The organism is Aeromonas sp. DNRA1, assembly GCF_963888745.1.
Taxonomy (GTDB): domain Bacteria; phylum Pseudomonadota; class Gammaproteobacteria; order Enterobacterales; family Aeromonadaceae; genus Aeromonas; species Aeromonas hydrophila.
The window spans coordinates 459,603-477,432 of sequence record NZ_CAWPKQ010000002.1 but is presented as its reverse complement, the minus strand read 5'-3'; the positions used below and the strand labels follow the sequence as shown (position 1 = coordinate 477,432).

Annotated in this window: 14 protein-coding genes and 1 pseudogene; 7 read left to right on the top strand and 8 right to left on the bottom strand. The window is 62.8% G+C overall.

Going from position 1 to position 17,830, the window contains the following annotated elements; translation table 11 throughout:
• Position 1: 1 nt before the first annotated feature.
• Complete coding sequence (locus tag AACQ43_RS08210) at positions 2–1,165, bottom strand: vWA domain-containing protein (RefSeq protein ID WP_168966910.1); 1,164 nt, start codon at positions 1,163–1,165, stop codon at positions 2–4.
• A gap of 3 nt (positions 1,166–1,168) precedes the next feature.
• Positions 1,169–2,011, bottom strand: coding sequence for an AAA family ATPase (locus AACQ43_RS08205; RefSeq protein ID WP_168966908.1), 843 nt, complete (start codon positions 2,009–2,011; stop codon positions 1,169–1,171).
• 167 nt (positions 2,012–2,178) lie between these two features.
• Between AACQ43_RS08205 and cysK the strand changes: the two genes are divergently transcribed.
• The 4 genes from cysK to crr all read left to right on the top strand — a co-directional run bounded on the left by cysK (position 2,179) and on the right by crr (position 6,172).
• On the top strand, positions 2,179–3,147 hold the full coding sequence (gene cysK, locus AACQ43_RS08200) for a cysteine synthase A (RefSeq protein WP_042871008.1): 969 nt from the start codon (positions 2,179–2,181) through the stop codon (positions 3,145–3,147).
• 442 nt (positions 3,148–3,589) lie between these two features.
• Positions 3,590–3,847 (top strand): HPr family phosphocarrier protein, encoded by a 258-nt coding sequence (locus AACQ43_RS08195; protein WP_005303128.1) that lies wholly within the window; start codon positions 3,590–3,592, stop codon positions 3,845–3,847.
• Between the two features lie 44 nt (positions 3,848–3,891).
• Entirely contained in the window at positions 3,892–5,619 is a 1,728-nt protein-coding gene (gene ptsI, locus AACQ43_RS08190) for a phosphoenolpyruvate-protein phosphotransferase PtsI (protein ID WP_011706834.1), read from the top strand.
• Positions 5,620–5,662: 43 nt separating this feature from the next.
• The gene (gene crr, locus AACQ43_RS08185; protein ID WP_005303134.1) at positions 5,663–6,172 is read left to right on the top strand and encodes a PTS glucose transporter subunit IIA; all 510 of its coding nucleotides are present in this window, start codon (positions 5,663–5,665) and stop codon (positions 6,170–6,172) included.
• A 78-nt stretch (positions 6,173–6,250) separates the two neighbouring features.
• Here the strand turns inward: crr and AACQ43_RS08180 are convergent, their stop codons facing one another.
• Both AACQ43_RS08180 and AACQ43_RS08175 read right to left on the bottom strand, forming a co-directional pair.
• Positions 6,251–7,213, bottom strand: coding sequence for a sensor domain-containing diguanylate cyclase (locus AACQ43_RS08180; RefSeq protein ID WP_168966906.1), 963 nt, complete (start codon positions 7,211–7,213; stop codon positions 6,251–6,253).
• 61 nt (positions 7,214–7,274) lie between these two features.
• Positions 7,275–8,093 carry an ABC transporter substrate-binding protein gene (locus AACQ43_RS08175; RefSeq protein WP_168966904.1) on the bottom strand — a complete coding sequence of 273 codons (819 nt, stop codon included), beginning with the start codon at positions 8,091–8,093 and terminating at the stop codon, positions 7,275–7,277.
• A gap of 219 nt (positions 8,094–8,312) precedes the next feature.
• On the opposite strand from AACQ43_RS08175, the gene AACQ43_RS08170 reads away from it, so the two are divergent.
• Positions 8,313–8,858: a cytochrome b gene (locus AACQ43_RS08170; RefSeq protein ID WP_168966902.1), complete on the top strand. Its 546-nt coding sequence runs from the start codon at positions 8,313–8,315 to the stop codon at positions 8,856–8,858.
• Positions 8,859–8,939: 81 nt separating this feature from the next.
• Here the strand turns inward: AACQ43_RS08170 and AACQ43_RS08165 are convergent, their stop codons facing one another.
• The 4 genes and pseudogenes from AACQ43_RS08165 to AACQ43_RS08150 all read right to left on the bottom strand — a co-directional run bounded on the left by AACQ43_RS08165 (position 8,940) and on the right by AACQ43_RS08150 (position 14,627).
• Complete coding sequence (locus tag AACQ43_RS08165) at positions 8,940–12,695, bottom strand: AAA family ATPase (RefSeq protein WP_168966900.1); 3,756 nt, start codon at positions 12,693–12,695, stop codon at positions 8,940–8,942.
• Positions 12,696–12,733: 38 nt separating this feature from the next.
• Positions 12,734–12,874, bottom strand: a pseudogene (locus AACQ43_RS08160) (exonuclease SbcC); the annotation flags it as partial.
• Positions 12,871–14,097 (bottom strand): exonuclease SbcCD subunit D C-terminal domain-containing protein, encoded by a 1,227-nt coding sequence (locus AACQ43_RS08155; RefSeq protein WP_168966896.1) that lies wholly within the window; start codon positions 14,095–14,097, stop codon positions 12,871–12,873. The gene AACQ43_RS08155 and the pseudogene AACQ43_RS08160, both read right to left, overlap by 4 nt.
• 101 nt (positions 14,098–14,198) lie before the next feature.
• A complete protein-coding gene (locus tag AACQ43_RS08150) occupies positions 14,199–14,627 on the bottom strand; it encodes a GNAT family N-acetyltransferase (protein ID WP_168966894.1) in 429 nt (142 codons plus the stop codon).
• Between the two features lie 180 nt (positions 14,628–14,807).
• Between AACQ43_RS08150 and rdgC the strand changes: the two genes are divergently transcribed.
• Positions 14,808–15,719: a recombination-associated protein RdgC gene (gene rdgC / locus AACQ43_RS08145; protein WP_011706841.1), complete on the top strand. Its 912-nt coding sequence runs from the start codon at positions 14,808–14,810 to the stop codon at positions 15,717–15,719.
• A gap of 182 nt (positions 15,720–15,901) precedes the next feature.
• Positions 15,902–17,680 carry a gamma-glutamyltransferase gene (ggt, locus tag AACQ43_RS08140; RefSeq protein ID WP_168966892.1) on the top strand — a complete coding sequence of 593 codons (1,779 nt, stop codon included), beginning with the start codon at positions 15,902–15,904 and terminating at the stop codon, positions 17,678–17,680.
• Positions 17,681–17,830 lie beyond the last annotated feature (150 nt).

The following is a 17,830-nucleotide window of genomic DNA, read 5'->3' as shown; positions in this document are numbered from 1 at the left end:
GTCACAGCTGGTCGATGGCCGCAGCCAGACCCGCCAGGGTCAGCGGGTGCATGCGCCCGCCGATCAATTCATTCATTAGCTTGATGGAGGGGTGCCAGAGCCACTCCCGGCACGGGGTGGGGTTGATCCACACCAGCTTGGGAAAGTGCTGCTGCAGGCGGGCCAGCCACACCTGACCGGCCTCCTCATTCCAATACTCGACGCTGCCGCCAGGCCAGGTGATCTCGTAGGGGCCCATGGTGGCATCCCCCACCAGGATCACCTTGTAGTCGCTGCCGTAGGTGCGCAGCAGGCGCAGGGTATCGAAGCGCGCCTCGTGCCGGCGGGCGTTGTCCTGCCAGACGAAGTCGTAGAGACAGTTGTGAAAGTAGAAGTACTCCAGATGCTTGAACTCGTGGCGCAGGGCCGAGAAGAGGCGCTGCACCTCGGCCACGTGGGCATCCATGGAGCCTCCCACGTCGAAGAAGACCAGCAGCTTGACCCCGTTGTGGCGCTCGGGCCTGAGCTTCACATCGAGCCAGCCCTGTCTGGCCGTGCTCTGGATGGTGTCGTCAAGATCCAGCTCGTCGGGATTGCCCCGGCGCACCCAGCGCCTGAGCTTGCGCAGCGCCAGCTGAATGGCGCGCTGGCCGAGCGGCGAGTCGTCGCTGAAGTTGCGGTAATGCCTTGCCTCCCACACCTTGACCGCCTTGCCATGCTGGCCCTCTCCCCCCATGCGGATCCCTTCCGGGTGAAAACCGCCGTGGCCGAACGGGCTGCTGCCGCCGGTACCTACCCATTTGTTGCCGCCGGCGTGACGCTCCTTCTGCTCGTTCAAGCGCTGGTTTAGGGTCTCCAGTAGCTGGTCGAGCCCGCCGAGGGATGTGAGCAACGCCTTCTCCTCGGCGCTCAATAGCCGCTCGAACTCCTGGCGCAGCCACTCCTCGGGCAGGCTCTCCGGTAACAGGGGGATGGCGGCCAACCCTTCGTAATACTCGGCGAAGGCGCGATCGAAGCGATCATAGTGAGCCTCGTCTTTCACCAGCAGGCAGCGGGAGAGCTGGTAGAACTCGTCCATGTCGAGGCTGGCCAGCCGGGCTGCCAGCGCCGCGTGCAAGTCCAGCAATTCGCGCAGGCTGCAGGGGAGCTTGTGACGGCGCAGATGGGTAAAAAAGTCGATCAGCATGGGTCAGCTGCCGCGTCTGGCCAGAAAAGCGAGCTTCTCAAAGAGATGCAGGTCCTGCTCGGTCTTGAGCAGAGCGCCATAGAGGGCAGGCACCAGTTTGCCCGGCTCGCGGGTGCGCATCGCCTCGGGGGCGATATCGTCGGCCAACAGCAGCCGGATCCAGTCCAGCAGCTCCGAGGTGGAGGGCTTTTTGCGCAGCCCCTCTACCTCGCGCAGCTCGAAGAAGAGATCCATCGCCTCACCAAGCAGGCTCTCCTTGAGGTTTGGGTAGTGGAGCTTGACGATGGCCTGCATCTCTGCCTTGTCGGGGAAGCGGATGTAGTGGAAGAAGCAGCGGCGCAGGAAGGCATCCGGCAACTCCTTCTCGTTGTTGGAGGTGATGATGACCACGGGGCGCTGCAGGGCCTTGATGCGCTCGCCGGTCTCATAGACGTCGAACTCCATCCGATCCAGCTCTTGCAGCAGATCGTTGGGGAACTCGATGTCCGCCTTGTCGATTTCATCGATGAGCAGCACCGGGCGCTGGTCGGCGGTGAAGGCCTGCCACAGCTTGCCACGGCGGATGTAGTGGCTGATCTCCCCCACCCTGGGGTCGCCAAGCTGGGAGTCACGCAGCCTGGCCACCGCATCGTATTCATAGAGTCCCTGCTGGGCCTTGGTAGTGGATTTGATGTGCCAGGCAATCAGCTCGGTGCCCAGATGGCGAGCCACCGCTTCGGCCAGCTCGGTCTTGCCTGTGCCGGGTTCCCCTTTGATAAGCAAGGGTTTTTCCAGCACGATAGCGGCATTGACCGCCATCTTGAGCGATTCAGAGGCGAGATAGCGATCGCTTCCTGCAAATCCCATAACGTCCATTCCTTTGACGATGAGAGACCTTTTTGAGATCGAGGCCTCAATAAGAAAGAATAAGCTCTATATCTTGTAATAACATATTGTTATAACAAATCGTCACTTCTCATTCAGAAACCACAGGGTAATCTTGTTTCATCGCCGTAACAAACAGGGATAGCACCATGAGCAAAATTTTTGAGGACAACAGCCAGACCATAGGTCACACCCCGCTGGTTCGTCTCAACCGTGTTACCAAGGGCCGCGTGCTGGCCAAGATTGAGAGCCGTAACCCGAGCTTCAGCGTCAAGTGCCGCATCGGCGCCAACCTGATCTGGGATGCCGAGAAACGCGGCGTCCTGACCAAGGGCAAGGAGATCATCGAACCCACCAGCGGTAACACGGGTATTGCTCTGGCCTTCGTGGCCGCCGCCCGTGGCTATCCCATCACCCTGACCATGCCGGCCACCATGAGCCTGGAGCGCCGCAAACTGCTCAAGGCACTCGGCGCCAATCTGGTGCTGACCGAAGGGCCGCTCGGCATGAAGGGGGCCATTGCCAAGGCCAACGAGATCCTCGAGTCCGAGCCGGGCAAATATGTGTTGCTGCAGCAGTTTGAAAACCCGGCCAACCCGGAAATCCACGAGAAGACCACTGGCCCCGAGATCTGGGATGCCACCGATGGTCAGGTGGATGTGTTTGTGGCAGGCGTCGGCACCGGCGGCACCATCACGGGTGTCTCCCGCTACCTGAAACAGACCAAGGGCAAGGCGGTGGTCTCCGTCGCCGTCGAGCCGAGCGAATCGCCGGTGATCAGCCAGCGTCTGGCCGGTCTTGAAATCAAACCCGGTCCCCACAAGATCCAGGGAATCGGTGCCGGCTTTATTCCCGGCAACCTCGACCTGACCCTGCTGGACCGCGTTGAACAGGTGAGCAGCGATGATGCCATCGAGATGGCTCGCCGCCTGATGGAAGAGGAAGGGATCCTGGCCGGGATCAGCTCAGGCGCCGCCGTGGTGGCCGCAGCCCGCCTCGCCGAACTGCCGGAGTTTGCAGACAAGACAATCGTCGTCATTCTGCCGAGCGCCGCCGAACGTTACCTCTCCAGCGCTCTGTTTGCCGGGGTGTTCAGCGAGCAGGAACTGCAGCAATAAGTGATCGGATTATTTCAAAACAACGGCGCTCCCAGGAGCGCCGTTTCTTTATGGGCTAGACTGAGCACTTGGCAGCGCCAGTCGACCCCTTATTTTTCGGGGTAAAATAACAAGCAACCCAGCGACAAAAAAAGCAGACATTCTGTGATAAATCTCATATCCTGTGCCGCGTCACGAGGTGTTTGCCGACTAGGTATCACAAAGTAACAAAGTGTTATTTTTCGTTATAAAATAATTTCAAGCCAGCATTGACGCGGCTTGTAGAGCGATAACGGAAAAGAGTTGAGGCAGACACCGAATACTGCACAGAAAATTGACCTGGATTAAACCATTGCAGGTCTGATTTCGTTACTTTACAACATATCCATACTGACACGGTGCGAGAAGGAAGCTTCAAAAGCATCCCTCACACCAAAAAATATCAATAATATGGGGTGAAACCATGTACGAGAAGTCTGTTGTTATTACTGCTGAAAACGGCCTGCACACCCGTCCGGCAGCTCAGTTCGTGAAAGAAGCCAAAGAATTCCAAAGCGAGATCACTGTGGTCTCCGGTGGCAAATCCGCCAGCGCCAAGAGCCTGTTCAAGCTGCAGACCCTGGGCCTGACCAAAGGCACCAACGTGACCATCCAGGCCGACGGCCCGGACGCTCAGAAAGCCGTTGAGAAGCTGGTTGCCCTGATGGACGAGCTGGAGTAATCCAGCTTTATTCCTCCCCCACAGTCGTTTTAATAGGAAGGATTATGATATCTGGCATTCTTGCGTCCCCCGGTATCGCATTCGGCAAGGCGCTTCTTCTGAAAGAAGATGAAATCGTTATCAATCAGGGCAAAATCGCTGCCGAACAGATTGATGCCGAAATCAACCGCTTCCTCGAAGCCCGCACCAAGTCAGCCGCACAGCTGGAAGCCATCAAAGAGATGGCCGGTCGCACCTTCGGTGAAGAAAAAGAGGCCATCTTCGAAGGCCACATCATGCTGCTCGAAGATGAAGAGCTGGAAGGGGATATCAGATCCTTCATCAAAGACAACAAGGCCACCGCTGACAAGGCAATCTACGAGGTCATCGAGCAGTACGCAAAGATGATGGCCGAGCTGGATGATCCCTATCTGCGCGAGCGCGCCACCGACTTCCGTGACATCGGTACCCGTCTGGTCAAGAACGTACTGGGCATTGCCGTTGTCAACCTGAGCACCATCGACGAAGAGGTGATCCTGGTCGCCAAAGACCTGACCCCGTCCGAAACCGCTCAGATCAACCTGAAATACGTGCTGGGTTTCGTCACCGACATCGGTGGCCGTACTTCCCACACCTCCATCATGGCCCGCTCCCTGGAGCTGCCGGCCATCGTGGGTACCAACGACATCACCGAGCGCGTCAAGAATGGTGACGTGCTGGTGCTGGACGCGATCAACAACCAGATCATCATCAATCCGACTGCCGAACAGCTGAACGAGGCCAAGCAATTCCAGGCCCAGTTCCAAGCAGAGAAAGATGAACTGGCCAAGCTCAAAGATCTGCCTGCCATCACCCTCGATGGCCATCAGGTCGAAGTGTGCGCCAACATCGGTACCGTCAAGGATACCGAAGGTGCCATCCGCAACGGCGCCGAAGGCGTGGGTCTGTACCGTACCGAGTTCCTGTTCATGGACCGTGACGCGCTGCCGACCGAAGACGAGCAGTTCAAAGCCTACAAAGAAGTGGCCGAAGCGATGCCGGATCAGCCGATCATCGTGCGCACCATGGACATCGGCGGCGACAAAGAACTGCCCTACATGAATTTCCCGAAAGAGATGAACCCCTTCCTGGGCTGGCGTGCCGTGCGGATCTTCTTCGATCGCGCCGACATCATGCATGCCCAGCTGCGGGCCATCCTGCGTGCGTCTGCCTTCGGCAAACTGCGCATCATGTTCCCGATGATCATCTCTGTCGAAGAGTTCCGCAGCCTGAAGGCTACCGTAGAGACGCTGAAAGCCGAACTGCGTGCCGAAGGCAAAGCCTTTGATGAATCCATCGAAGTGGGTATCATGATCGAGACCCCGGCTGCTGCCGTGATGGCTCATCATCTGGCCAAGGAAGTGGATTTCTTCAGTATCGGTACCAACGACCTGACCCAGTACACCCTGGCTGTCGACCGTGGTAACGAGATGATTTCCGCCATGTACAACCCGCTGTCACCCTCCGTCTTGACGCTGATCAAGATGGTTATCGATGCATCCCACGCCGAAGGCAAGTGGACCGGTATGTGTGGTGAACTGGCTGGTGACGAGCGTGCCACCCTGCTGCTGCTGGGTATGGGTCTGGATGAGTTCTCCATGAGCGCCATCTCTGTACCGCGTATCAAGAAGCTTATCCGCAACACCAACTTCGAAGATGTGAAGGCCATGGCTGATCAAGCGCTGAGCTTTGCCACCGCCGCCGAAATCGAAGCCTGTGTAGATAACTTTATTAAGCAGAAGGCAGTCTGCTAAGATCGGCTGCAAACAGCGACAATCATCTCTAGGAGCTTTTACTATGGGTCTGTTTGATAAACTGAAGAAACTGGTTTCCGATGACAGTTCTGATACTGGCGGCATCGAAATTTTTGCCCCGCTGTCAGGCGAAATCGTACCGATCGAAGATGTGCCCGACGTAGTCTTCGCCGAGAAGATCGTCGGCGACGGCATCGCCATCAAGCCGGCTGGCAACAAGATGGTTGCTCCGTGCGACGGCACCATCGGCAAGATCTTCGAGACCAACCACGCGTTCTCGCTGGAATCCGACTCAGGTATCGAGCTGTTCGTTCACTTCGGTATCGACACCGTTGAACTGAAAGGCGAAGGCTTCAAGCGCATCGCCCAGGAAGGTCAACAGGTCAAGCGCGGTGACACCATCATCGAGTTCGATCTGGCCGTTCTGGAAGCCAAAGCCAAATCTACCCTGACTCCGGTGGTCATCTCCAACATGGACGAGATCAAAGAGCTGGTGAAGATGACTGGTGCCGTGACCGTGGGCGAAACCCCGGTGATCCGCATCAAGAAATAAGGCCGCATGGGCCGAGCGCCCGCCGCTGCAACAAAAAACCGAAGCCTTGGCTTCGGTTTTTTTATGGGCGTTTTCCGGCTAGGGCCTGCCAAATACCACCCGGTTGCGGCCGTTGCTCTTGGCCTGGTAGAGCGCCTTGTCCGCCACCTGCAGCAGGCTGTCGATACCCTGTCCCTCCTCCTGGGTGGCACAACCTAGGCTCACCGTCAGGGAGAAGTGCTCTCCTTGCCAGCCCACGGCATGGCCGACAAACTGCAGGCGCAACAGTTCGGCTCGCTCGACCACCTGTTCGGCGTCCACTCCTGGCAAGATCAACAGGAACTCCTCCCCGCCCCAGCGGGCCAGATGCTCTGCGGGCTGCAGTTGCCGCGTCATGATGCGGGCCACCTCGCACAACGCCGCATCCCCGGCGGGATGGCCGTAGCGATCATTGATCTGCTTGAAGTGGTCGATATCGCAGAGGATCACCGAGAAGGGCTCCCCCTGCAGCCAGAGCGCCTGCAACTGCTGCCCGGCGGCACGCCGATTGCCGAGCTCGGTCAGCGGATCGGTGCAGGAGAGCCGGCTCACCTCCTCGATCATGCAGTGCAGGTCGTGGATGTCGCGCAGCGTCACTATGTGCCAACCCGGCATAGCATCCGCCGTCAGCTGGGCCGTGATGGTAAACCAGCGCTGCTGGCCACTCTTGCAGTAGAGACAGGCGTTCATCTCGGCCACCGCCGCGCCGTTGGCCAGGCTGGTCATCACCGCCTGGTTCCAGCGCTCAATCGCCTGGGCCCTGCTCTCTTCATCGCGATAGACGGTGGCAAACCAGCTGGCCATGTCGGGCAGATCCGTCAGGTCGTAGCCCAGCTGAGTCACGAAGGCCCGGTTCACGAACCTGTGATGGCGGGCCGGGATCTCCGACAGTCGGGTGGGTATGCTGCCCAGCGTCTCGCTGCAGGCGGATTCCGAAATCAGGATCGGAAACGGGATCACGTCGAAGGAGCGAAACAGGATCTGCTGCAGCTCGGTCAGGATCACAGGATCGGTGATGTTCAAGGTAACTCCCTTACCAAGGTATCGTTCAAAGTTAAGTGAGCGCTGATCGCGGGTAAAGCGCTCATTGTGCGGCTCTGACCGCCTTGGTCGCAGCATTTTCTCCCGGTTGCCACTCCTGATAGGGGCCATGAATGCCGGAGTAGATCTTGTCGAGCTGACCGGAGGCCCTGAGCCGCTCGATGGACTGGCTCAGGAAACGGTCGACCGCATCCCCTTTCGGCCCCTTGGGGATGATGAACACATCGTCAAACTCGCCGAAATAGACCCGGTGGATATTGGTCAGCCCCATCTTGCGCAGGGTGAAATCCGCCTCCTCCTGCGCCCACAGAAAGGCATCGATGCGGCCCCGGCTCAGCTTGCCGAGGGATTGCTCGAGCGAGAGGGAGCGCTTGACCGAGAAGGGCCAGAAGTCGGTCACCCCCTCGATGAGCAGATCCCGCTTGGTGTACTCGTAGCCCAGCACCATGGCGGGAGTAATGGGCGCCGCACTGTTGCTGTAGAGCACGTGGGTCACCTTGCCAAAGCTCGCCGAGCTGAAGCGATAGGGCAGCATGGACTCGTCGATGTAGGGATTGCGCAGCGCCGGCAGATTGAAGTCCGCCTCCCCCACCACCACGCTGCGGGTGGCACGGGACATGGGGTAGACCATCACGCTCACCTCCACCCCGTCATCCAGCCCGGCGATGGCCTTGACCAGGTCGACGAAGGGGCCGGTACCGTTGGAATCGATGAGCCCTGGCAACAAACCAAGATAGGCTGAAAAATGAGTCGGTCGGCCAGGTTCTGCCGCAGCCAGCCGCTCCTCGTCACCCCCTGTCATCCCCAACAGCATGGCCAGCAGCATCAAGCCTGCCAGTACGCCCACTCTCAGATGCTTCATGATGCAACCCCTCACCACCCTGGCCGGTATGGCCCTGTTGATCAGAAGCATAGACTCGGCACAGAGTGTGTCTGGCGAGTTGCAAATAAGATGTTAAAAAACACACCGAGATCAAGGTTTTGACACATCTGCGCGGTAACATGAGAAAGAATGGTGCGGGGGCAGGATGCCCGATGCGACCACCCTTGATGCAATGCGAGCCCCGAGAAGGATATGAGCATGTTGAAAAATACCGAACAACGTTATGGCAGCCTGAGCATAGGGCTGCACTGGTTGACCCTGCTGCTGATGATCGCCGTCTATGCGCTGATGGAGTTCAGGGACATCTTCCCCAAAGGGTCGGCTGGCCGCGACCTGATGAAGGAGTTTCACTTCATGGTGGGTCTGCTGATCCTGGTGCTGGTGGTCGTGCGCCTGCTGGTGCGCGTGGGTAGCCCTTCACCGCGTATCGTGCCCGAGCTCTCCCCCCTGATGCTCACGCTGGCCAAGCTCGCCCATCTGGCGCTCTATGGCTTCCTGATCCTCACCCCGCTGCTGGGCTGGCTGCTGTTGAGCGCAGGGGGCAAGCCCATTCCCTTCTTCGGCCTGGAGCTCCCCGCCCTCATCGCCCCCGACGACGGCCTGAAGGGCACCATCAAGGAGCTGCACGAGACGCTGGCCAACATTGGCTATGCCCTGATTGCCCTGCACGCGGCGGCAGCCATCTACCACCACCATGTGCTCAAGGACAACACCCTGACCAATATGCTGCCCGAGCGCAAATAACCAGCGACGGGTTGCACGCCAACAAAAAGGCCCCTGTGACAGGGGCCTTTTTGTTCATGGAGGGTCATGGGCGACACCTCGTCAGCCGGGCAACACTACCCGGCTTTCGCCGCCGCCGAGGGCCTCCACCCGCACCTGCACGCCGATCCGCTCCACCAGGGTCTGCACGTGGGAGATGACCCCGATCTGGCGACCGGCCGCCTGCAGGGAGTCTAGGCTTGAGAGCGCCAGATCCAGACTGTCCGGATCCAGGGTTCCAAACCCTTCGTCGATGAATAGCGATTCGACCTGGGTCTGGCGTGACGACAGGCTGGAGAGGGCCAGCGCCAGCGCCAGCGACACCAGGAAGCTCTCGCCGCCGGAGAGGGAGTCCACCGAGCGCACCTCATCCCCCATGTCGAGATCCACCACCTGCAGCGCCAGATCGGTGCCGGGCACCCGCTCCAGCCGATAGCGGGGGGAGAGCTCGGCGAGCTGGGCGTTGGCCTCCAGCAGCAGCCGCTCCAGGGTGAGGCTCTGGGCGAAGGTGCGCAGCTTGGCGCCGCTGGCCGAGCCGATAAGGTCGGAGAGGCGCTGCCAGTGATCCGCCACCGCCTGCTGGGCGGCCAGCTCCTCCTGCAAGGTGCCCGCCTTGAGGGCCGCCGCCTCGGCCTGGGCCAGCGTGCTCTTGCACTGGAACAGCTGCTCGTCGAGGGCGCGGCAGTGTGCCTCCAGCGCCGTCAGCCGGCTGGCGAGCTCCTGCGGCGCCAACGCGGCCAGCTCGGGGTGATGCTCGCGGTAACGATCTCGCTTGCTCTCCTCCAGTGCCAGCGCCCGCTGCCGCTCGGTCAGACGGGTACGCGCCTCGGCGCGGGCATCCTCCAGCGCCTGCAAGGCGGCGCGACGCCCCTTGAGCTCATCCGGGCTCATGGCCAGCAGGCGGCGCAGGTCATACTCGGCGATGCCGAGGCTGCTGGCGTGGGCCGCCCAGCGCCCCAGCGCCTCCCGCCGCCGCCGACTGCTCACCAGCTTCTCCTGCTCCAGATGGCTGAGACGGGTCTTGAGCTCGGTCTGGCGCTCGCGCAGGGCGCGGGCCGCCCCCTGCATCGTCTCCAGCTCGCTCGCCAGTTGCTGCAGCCGCTGCTGCCAGCGGCTTTCGACCAGGGCAATTTCCTCGCCACCCAGACAGGTGGCACGGCTGGTGACCAGCCCCTGCCGTTGCTGTTCATGTTCCTTGTAGTCGCGCTCGAGCTTGTGCAGCAGCTCGCGCTGGGTCTGCAGGCGTGCCTCCTGGGCACTCAGGGCCGGGGTGAGGCTGGCAATCTCGCCGGTCAGCCGCTCCCACTCACTCTGGCCGTGCAGCCAGGCCTCGCAGGCCCGCTGCCACTCGCGCCACTGCTGGCTGCCCAGCCACTGACGCCAGGGCTGGCCCCCCATCTGCTCATCGAGCCGGCTGCCCCCCTGCTCAAGGCGCTGGCGCAGGGTCGTTTCCTGCTCGCCCATCCCCTTCACCTCCCCTTCCAGGGCGATGCGCTGGCGGTCGGCCTCCTGCCACTGCTGCTCAAACTGCTGGTGCTGGCTGGCCAGCTGGCTCAGCTGCTGGCGCACGGCCTGCAACTGCTGCTGACCGAGCTGGGCCTCACGCAGCTGCTGCTGGCTCCTAGCCAGCCCCTGCTCCAGACTCTGGCCGCGGCCGAGCAGGGTACTCATCAATTCGTTCCACTCGATCGGGCTCTGACGTAGCGGCAACGGATGGCCCAGCAGCTCGGCACCGCCGAGCTGCTGCCAGCGCTGGGTCAGCTGCTCGGCGCGCGTCTCCAGCTCAGGCAGATGTTGCTGGCGTACCGCCAGCTGGCGGGTCAGCTCCTGGCACTCGCTCTCGCACTGAATGTATTGGTGATTGAGCCGCTCCCACTCGAGCTCCAGGCTGCGGACGCGCTCCGCTAGCTGCCCGAGGATGCCCGCCACCTGTGGCTGGCTCTGGCGATAGGGGTGCTCCTCGGCGCCGCAGAGCGGGCAAGGTTCACCGTCGCGCAGGATGTGGCGATGCTGCTCGAAACTGGCGATGGCGCGGGACTGCTCCAGCGCGTGGCGTGCCTCGTCCCGTTGCAGGGCGAGCCGCTCACGAGCCGGCGCCAGCTCGTCGCCGAGGATGGCCAGCTTGCCGAGTGCCTGCTCCAGCTGGGCGATCTCCTGCTGCAGGCGACCATGCTGCTCGCCGTGATTGCGGCCATAGTCGGCCAGCTCCAGCAGCTGGCGCAACTGGCCCAGCTGCTCGGTCTGCCCTTGCCACTGCTCCTGCGCCTTGGCGAGACGCCCCTCCCACTGCTGCTCCTGCAATTCGTGCTGCTGTTGCTGCAACCGGGTCTGCTCGCGCTGCCAGTAGTCGCGCTCCTGCTGCCCCTGCTCCAGCTGGTGTTGCAGTTGCCTGAGGGCGCGCAGCTTGTGTTCGCGCAGGGTGAGCAGTTGCTGCAGCCTGTCGGCATCCTCGGCCCAATCCTGCATGGCGGTGAGCAGGGGCTGCCACTGGCGGGCCACCGGCGCCAGCTCCTTGTGCTCCTCAAGCCAGGCGCCCCACTGCAGGTGCTGGGCCTGGAGCTGCTCCACCTGCTGGCGCTGCTGGCGCCAGCCCTGCTCCAGGGTGAGCTGCACCTCCCGCTCCTGCGCCCCCTCCTGCTGGATCTTCTGCAGTTGCTGCTGCTTTTCCCGAATGCGGGTGTCGAGCTCCTGCGCCCGTTTGAGTTCGGGCTGCAGGGCGCCCCACTCGCGCTCGGCGGCGATCTTCTCCGCCAGCAGTTGCTGTTCGGTGAGGGCGCTCTGCTGGGTCTGCTCCTCTAGCTTGCCAAGTTCGGGACCAAGCTCGGCCAGCGCCTTCTCCTGCTGCTGCACCTCCAGGGTGAGGCGAGCCAGCTCGTCGTGATCGGCGCGGGCCACCTGGGCCTGCTCGGCGCGGGCGAACTCCTCCCGCTCGGGAGCGGCCGCAGCGTGGGCCGCCTCGGCCGCGGCAAGGGCCGCCTCTCCCTCCTGACAGGCCTGCAACTGGGCTGCGATGCGGCCGTTGAGATCGCGCAAGTCCTGCATCAGCTGCTGTTGCTGCTGCTCGTGCTTGAGGCTGGTGGCAAGGCTGACCTGCTGGCTCACCCACTGCTCGCGGGTCGCCTCGTCCATCAACGCCACGTCACCGAGCCGCTGGCTGATGGCAGCCAGTTTCTGCTGTTCCTCCCGCGCCCGTTCATGGGTCTGGACCGAAATGGCGGAGTAGAGCTCGGTGCCGGTCATCCGTTCGAGCAGGGCCGAACGCTCGTCGGCGCTCGACTTGAGGAAGGCGGCAAACTCCCCCTGCGGCAGGATGACGGCGCGGCGAAACTGCTCCCAGGAGAGCCCCACCAGCTCGTCGATGCGATCCTGCAGCTCCCGCTTGCTGCCACTGAACACCTGGCCCGACGCCACGTCGGTCAGGCTGCGCTCCTGGGCCTGAAAGCGCCCCTCGGCGCGGTTGCGAGCCCGGCGCACCGCCCAGCGGGCCAGCCAGATGCGGCCGTCACAGCCGCGAAACTGCACCTCGGCAAAACCGCTGGCATGGCCGCGGCTGAGGATGCCGCGCACGTCGTTGGCCTTGAGCTTCTCCTCGTCATCCATGCGGCCCACTTCGGCCACGTTCTTGCGATTGGCGATAAAGCGCGGCATCTCGTCGTAGAGCGCCAGACAGATGGCATCGAGCAGGGTGCTCTTGCCAGCGCCGGTATTGCCGGTGATGGCAAACAGGCCGGCAGCCCCCAGGGCGCCACCGGCAAAATCGATGGTGAATTGACCGGTCAGGCTGGCGAGGTTCTCACCACTCAAAGAGAGGATCTTCATACGCCATACGCCTCCATCCATACCGACCCGATATCGCACGTGCTCTTGCCCCCATCAGCCCGGGTATTACCGGTGATGGCAAACAGGCCGGCGGCCCCCAGGGAACCACCGGCAAACTCGATGGTAAAGGGGCCGGTCAGGCTGGCCAGATTCTCCCCTGACAGCAACAAGATTTTCATTGGCTAGACTCCTTCACCTGCTCCAGGATCTCGTCAAACGACGCCACCAGCTCGGCCTCCGGCTCCCCGTCGAACTGACGCTGATAGCAGAGGCGAAACACCTCGGTGGGGGAGAGCTCATCGAGCCGGCGCTGGCCGGCACCATCCGCCAGCCCCTGGCCCGAGCCCTGATAACTGGTCGTGATGCGGGCAAGGCGCACCGGCTTGTCACCGATGGCGGCCAGCACGCGCTCGCGGATGCGGGCCTCGGGCTTGGGTAGCAGCAGCCGCACCTCGAGGAAGGGCTGTGCTTCTTGTGGGCAAGGGTGCAGCGCCAGCGCCTCGATGGCCTTGAGCGCCTCGTCGAGGCCACTCTGGGGCAGCCGGATCATCTCCACCGCGCGGGGCACCGGGATCCGCTCAAGCCGGGTCAGCTTGCCCCCCTCAAACGTCACCTCCAGCACCTGATGGTTGTAGTTCGCCTCGGCCAGCGAGAGCGGCAGCGGCGAGCCGCTGTAGTGCACCCCCTCGGCCGGGCTCTGGGCCAGATGCAAATGACCCAGCGCCGTGTAGTCGGCGGCGGCAAACAGCTCGGCAGGCAGGGCATGCTGGTTGCCGCCGAGCACCCTCCGCTCGGAGAGCTCGGAGAGCTGGCCCGCCGCCAGATAGGCGTGACCCATGGCGATGAGGGCCTGATCCGGATGGCAGCGCGCACGCCCCTCGCTCAGCACCGCCTCATAGACCTGGCGTACCCCTTCGATGAGTCTGTCCTGCCCCTCGCCGAGCCCGTCAGGGCGCAGATCGCTGCTGCGCAGAAACGGCACGGCGGCGCACCAGGCGGCCACTTCGCCATCCTTGCCTCGCAGCGGCACCAGCAGACGCTCGATCTCGAGCCGCCCTTCGTCGTCCCGGCTGATGCTACCCACTAGGTGCAGGTCGAAGGCCCGCAGCAGCTCGTGGGGGGCATCCAGCTTGGAGGGAGAATCGTGGTTGCCGCCGATCAGCACCATCTCCAGTGCCGGGTGCTCGGCGCGCAGCCGCGCCAGAAAGCGGTAGAGCTGCTGCCAGGCGCTGGCGGGAGGGTTGGCGGTATCGAACAGATCGCCCGCCACCAGCAAGGCGTCGATGTCGCGGCGCTTGATGGTGTCGGCCAGCCAGTCGAGAAAGGCATCGTGTTCAAAACGGCGATCGTGGCCATGGAGTTGATGGCCAAGATGCCAGTCGGCGGTATGCAGGATCTTCATGAAAAACGGCTCGTATGGAGGAGGTGTCAGCGGCACCCGATGCAGACAAGATGAGGATATGCCTCCCCTTTTTCAAGCCATACCCGGCGTGGCCGGCAGATTCAGGCGGGCTCGCAGCACATCTGGTACTGGGGATGGCCGGTGAGGGGATCGGCCACCTCCCCCTCGATCACGAAACCGTGGCGACGATAGAAGCGCACCGCCAGATCGTTTTCCACGAACACCCGCGCATGCAGTCGGGCCCCCTTGGATTTGGCCTCCTGCAGCAGGGCATGGCCCACTCCCCGCCCCTGGCGGTCGGGGCGCACGAACAGGGCCGCCAGATAGTCATCCACCAGTGCCATGAAACCGAGCAGCTCGCCGCGCTCCTCGAACACCCAGATGTGGGCATGATCGAGATAGCGGGTGCGCAGATCTTCCTGGGCCTGCCACCAGCAGGAGGCATCGACAAAGTCGTGGGCCTGCAGGGAGGCCAGCAACCAGATTTCGACGATCTCGTCCATGTCGTCGGACCGACTCGCCCTCAACATATTGGTATCCTTGTTAACAACCTGAACATCCGCAGTCTAGGGGAGTTTGATGACGGCTTTGGGGACGAATATGACTCCCTGTGAAGTCGATCGCCCTTTATTTAACAAGAATGATTGGCTGATCACAAAGCGCCTCTCTAGTACAATGCCCGCCGGACAATCTATGAGACCGAGGACGCCATGTGGTTTAAAAACCTGCAGATTTATCGCTTTACCCGCCCCTTCGAGCTGACCGTCGAGCAGCTGGAAACCCAGCTGGAAGCCTGTGCCTTCACCCCGTGCGGCAGCCAGGACATCTCCCGGTTCGGGTGGGTCAAGCCCCTTGGCAAATTCGGCTCCACCCTGACCCACTCCGCCGCCGGCCACATCCTCATCTGTGCCCGCAAGGAAGAGAAGATGCTGCCCGGCACCGTGGTCAAGGAGATGCTGGCGGAGAAGGTAGAAGCGATCGAGTTCGAGCAGGGCCGCGCCCTCAAGAAGAAAGAGAAGGAAGCGCTCAAGGAGGAGATCCTCCACACCCTGCTGCCGCGCGCCTTCAGCCGCACCAGCCAGACCTTCGCCTGGATCAATCCGGCCGACAACCTGATGGTGGTGGACGCGGGCTCCGCCAAGAAGGCGGACGACCTGCTGGCCCTGCTGCGCAAATCCATCGGCACCCTGCCGGTGGTGCCGGTGGCCCTCAAGAACCCGCCCGAGATCACCATGACCGAGTGGCTGAACGAGGGCAACCTGCCCGCCTCCTTCACCCTGGAGGACGAGGCCGAGCTGCGCAGCGCCATGGAGCACGGTGGCATCATCCGCTGCAAGCAGCAGGATCTGATGACGGACGAGATCAAGAACCACCTGGCCAACGACAAGCTGGTCACCAAGCTGGCCCTCAACTGGGGCGAAACCCTGAGTTTCGTGCTGGGGGACGATCTCTCCATCAAGCGCCTGAAATTCAGCGAAGAGCTGCGCGAACAGAACGATGACGTCACCAGCGAAGATCCGGCCGCCCGTCTGGATGCCGACTTCGCCCTGGTCACCGCCGAGCTTGCCCAGTTCATCCCTGCCCTGTTTGCCGCCCTGGGCGGTGAAGAGCAGTCCATCTAGGCGAACTGGCTCAGCCTGATTGCAAAAAAACCGCCTCCGGGCGGTTTTTTTTATGGGCATGTGCCCAGTGCGACTTGTTGATAGATGAGTAACTTGTTGATCTGACTCAACAACTTGAGTCATTAGCGCCAATCGTGACATAGTCCCCCACTCATGCTCATAAAACAGACAAGGAGAGTGTCATGTTGCGCAAACCACTGGGGCTGGCCATCGCCCTCGCTCTGCTGGCCGGCTGCGCCGCTCAGCAGAGCCTGCAAGCGCCCCCCGCCCACACCCTGATCGCGCCGGAGGCCGCCAGCGGCTGGCAGGACAAGCAGGGCTGGCAAGGCCGCGACTTCATGGTGGCCGCCGCCAACCCGCTGGCGGTGGAGGCAGGCTACCAGATGATCCAGGCCGGCGGCAGCGCGGTGGACGCCGCCATCGCGGTGCAGCTGGTGTTGACCCTGGTGGAGCCGCAATCCTCCGGCATCGGCGGCGGCTCCCTCATGCTGGTGTGGGATGGCCAGAAAGTTGCGGCGGTGGATGGCCGCGAGACGGCCCCCGCCGCCGCCACCGATCAGCTGTTCATGAAGGATGGCAAGCCGATGGCCTTCTACGACGGCGTGGTGGGCGGGCGCTCGGTGGGCGCCCCCGGCACGGTGCGGGCACTGGCGCTGGCCCACCAGCGTTACGGCAAGCTGCCCTGGGCTGCGCTATTCGAGCCCGCCATCACCCTCGCGGAGCAGGGATTCGTGATAAGCCCGCGGCTGGCCGCGCTGCTGGCCAAGGACCCTTACCTTGCCAAGGACCCGGATGCGCGGGCCTACTTCTATCAGGCCGACGGCAGCCCCAAAGCGGCGGGAACCCGACTGACCAACCCGGCCCTGGCCAAGGTGCTGCGAACCCTGGCAAGCCAGGGGCCGGACGCCTTCTATCACGGCCCGCTGGCCGAGGCCATGGTGGCCAAGGTGCACGCCCACCCGACCAACCCCGGGGTGCTGAGCGCGGTCGATCTCGCCAGCTATCGCGCCAAGCTGCGCGATGGCCTCTGCTTTGACTATCGCCAGAGCCGGGTGTGCGGCTTCCCGGCCCCCTCGTCCGGCACCATCGCCCTCGGCCAGATCTTCGGCATGCTTGAGAGCCGCGACATGGCGGCTCTCAAGCCGGTACAAGGGGAGCAGGGCCAGCCGGCCGCCTCCGCCGAGGCGATCCACCTCTACAGCGAGGCGGCGCGGCTCGCCTTTGCCGATCGCAACCAGTACGTGGCGGATAGCGACTACGTGGCGGTCCCCGTCAGCGGTCTGCTCGACAAGCACTATCTGGCCCGCCGCGGCGCCCTGATCGGCGAGCGCTCCATGGGCCTGGCCAAAGCGGGCACCCCACCGCTGGCGCCGGCTCGCGGCCGGGATGCCACCCCGGAGCTCCCCTCCACCAGCCACGTCTCCATCGTCGACAAGGCGGGCATGGCGGTCTCCATGACCAGCTCCATCGAAGACGGCTTCGGTTCGCGGCTGATGGTCAACGGCTACCTGCTCAACAACCAGCTCACCGACTTCTCTTTCACCTCGCTGGACGCCGCCGGGCTGCCGGTGGCCAACCGGGTGGAGCCGGGCAAACGGCCGCGCTCCTCCATGTCCCCCCTGCTGGTGTTTGACAAGGGCAGCGGCGAGCTGGAGATGAGCCTGGGCTCGCCGGGGGGCTCCGCCATCATCAACTACGTGGGCAAGACGTTGCTGGGCACCCAGGATTGGGGGCTCAACCTGCAGCAGGCGATCAACCTGCCCAACTTCGGCAGTCGCAACGGCCCCACCGAGCTGGAGGCGGGCCGCACCCCGGCCGCAGTGGTCGAGGCGCTCAAGGCGAAGGGGCACGAGGTGGTGCTGAGCGAGCAGACCTCGGGCCTGCAGGGCGTGCAGCGCAACACCGGCGGCTGGCTGGGCGCTGCCGATCCGCGCCGGGAGGGGATCGCCAAGGGTCATTGAACCCGGGGTCTGCCCCCAGCTCTGAATGCAACGAAGCGGCCGGTCGGCCGCTTTTTTGTGAGTCCAGGATCCGCTCGCCCTGGCCACAAAAATCATCACCGATTGATTAATTTTGCCAAGCCTGGCTAATAAAAGCCGCACCACTCACCT

Excerpts from the sequence above, each read along its gene's own strand:
- AACQ43_RS08170 (WP_168966902.1), top strand. The coding sequence starts at position 8,313 with ATGTTGAAAAATACCGAACAACGTTATGGCAGCCTGAGCATAGGGCTG.
- AACQ43_RS08210 (WP_168966910.1), bottom strand. The coding sequence starts at position 1,165 with ATGCTGATCGACTTTTTTACCCATCTGCGCCGTCACAAGCTCCCCTGC.
- AACQ43_RS08205 (WP_168966908.1), bottom strand. The coding sequence starts at position 2,011 with ATGGGATTTGCAGGAAGCGATCGCTATCTCGCCTCTGAATCGCTCAAG.
- rdgC (WP_011706841.1), top strand. The coding sequence starts at position 14,808 with ATGTGGTTTAAAAACCTGCAGATTTATCGCTTTACCCGCCCCTTCGAG.
- ggt (WP_168966892.1), top strand. The coding sequence starts at position 15,902 with ATGTTGCGCAAACCACTGGGGCTGGCCATCGCCCTCGCTCTGCTGGCC.
- AACQ43_RS08155 (WP_168966896.1), bottom strand. The coding sequence starts at position 14,097 with ATGAAGATCCTGCATACCGCCGACTGGCATCTTGGCCATCAACTCCAT.
- ptsI (WP_011706834.1), top strand. The coding sequence starts at position 3,892 with ATGATATCTGGCATTCTTGCGTCCCCCGGTATCGCATTCGGCAAGGCG.
- AACQ43_RS08150 (WP_168966894.1), bottom strand. The coding sequence starts at position 14,627 with ATGTTGAGGGCGAGTCGGTCCGACGACATGGACGAGATCGTCGAAATC.
- AACQ43_RS08165 (WP_168966900.1), bottom strand. The coding sequence starts at position 12,695 with ATGAAGATCCTCTCTTTGAGTGGTGAGAACCTCGCCAGCCTGACCGGT.
- AACQ43_RS08195 (WP_005303128.1), top strand. The coding sequence starts at position 3,590 with ATGTACGAGAAGTCTGTTGTTATTACTGCTGAAAACGGCCTGCACACC.
- crr (WP_005303134.1), top strand. The coding sequence starts at position 5,663 with ATGGGTCTGTTTGATAAACTGAAGAAACTGGTTTCCGATGACAGTTCT.
- cysK (WP_042871008.1), top strand. The coding sequence starts at position 2,179 with ATGAGCAAAATTTTTGAGGACAACAGCCAGACCATAGGTCACACCCCG.
- AACQ43_RS08175 (WP_168966904.1), bottom strand. The coding sequence starts at position 8,093 with ATGAAGCATCTGAGAGTGGGCGTACTGGCAGGCTTGATGCTGCTGGCC.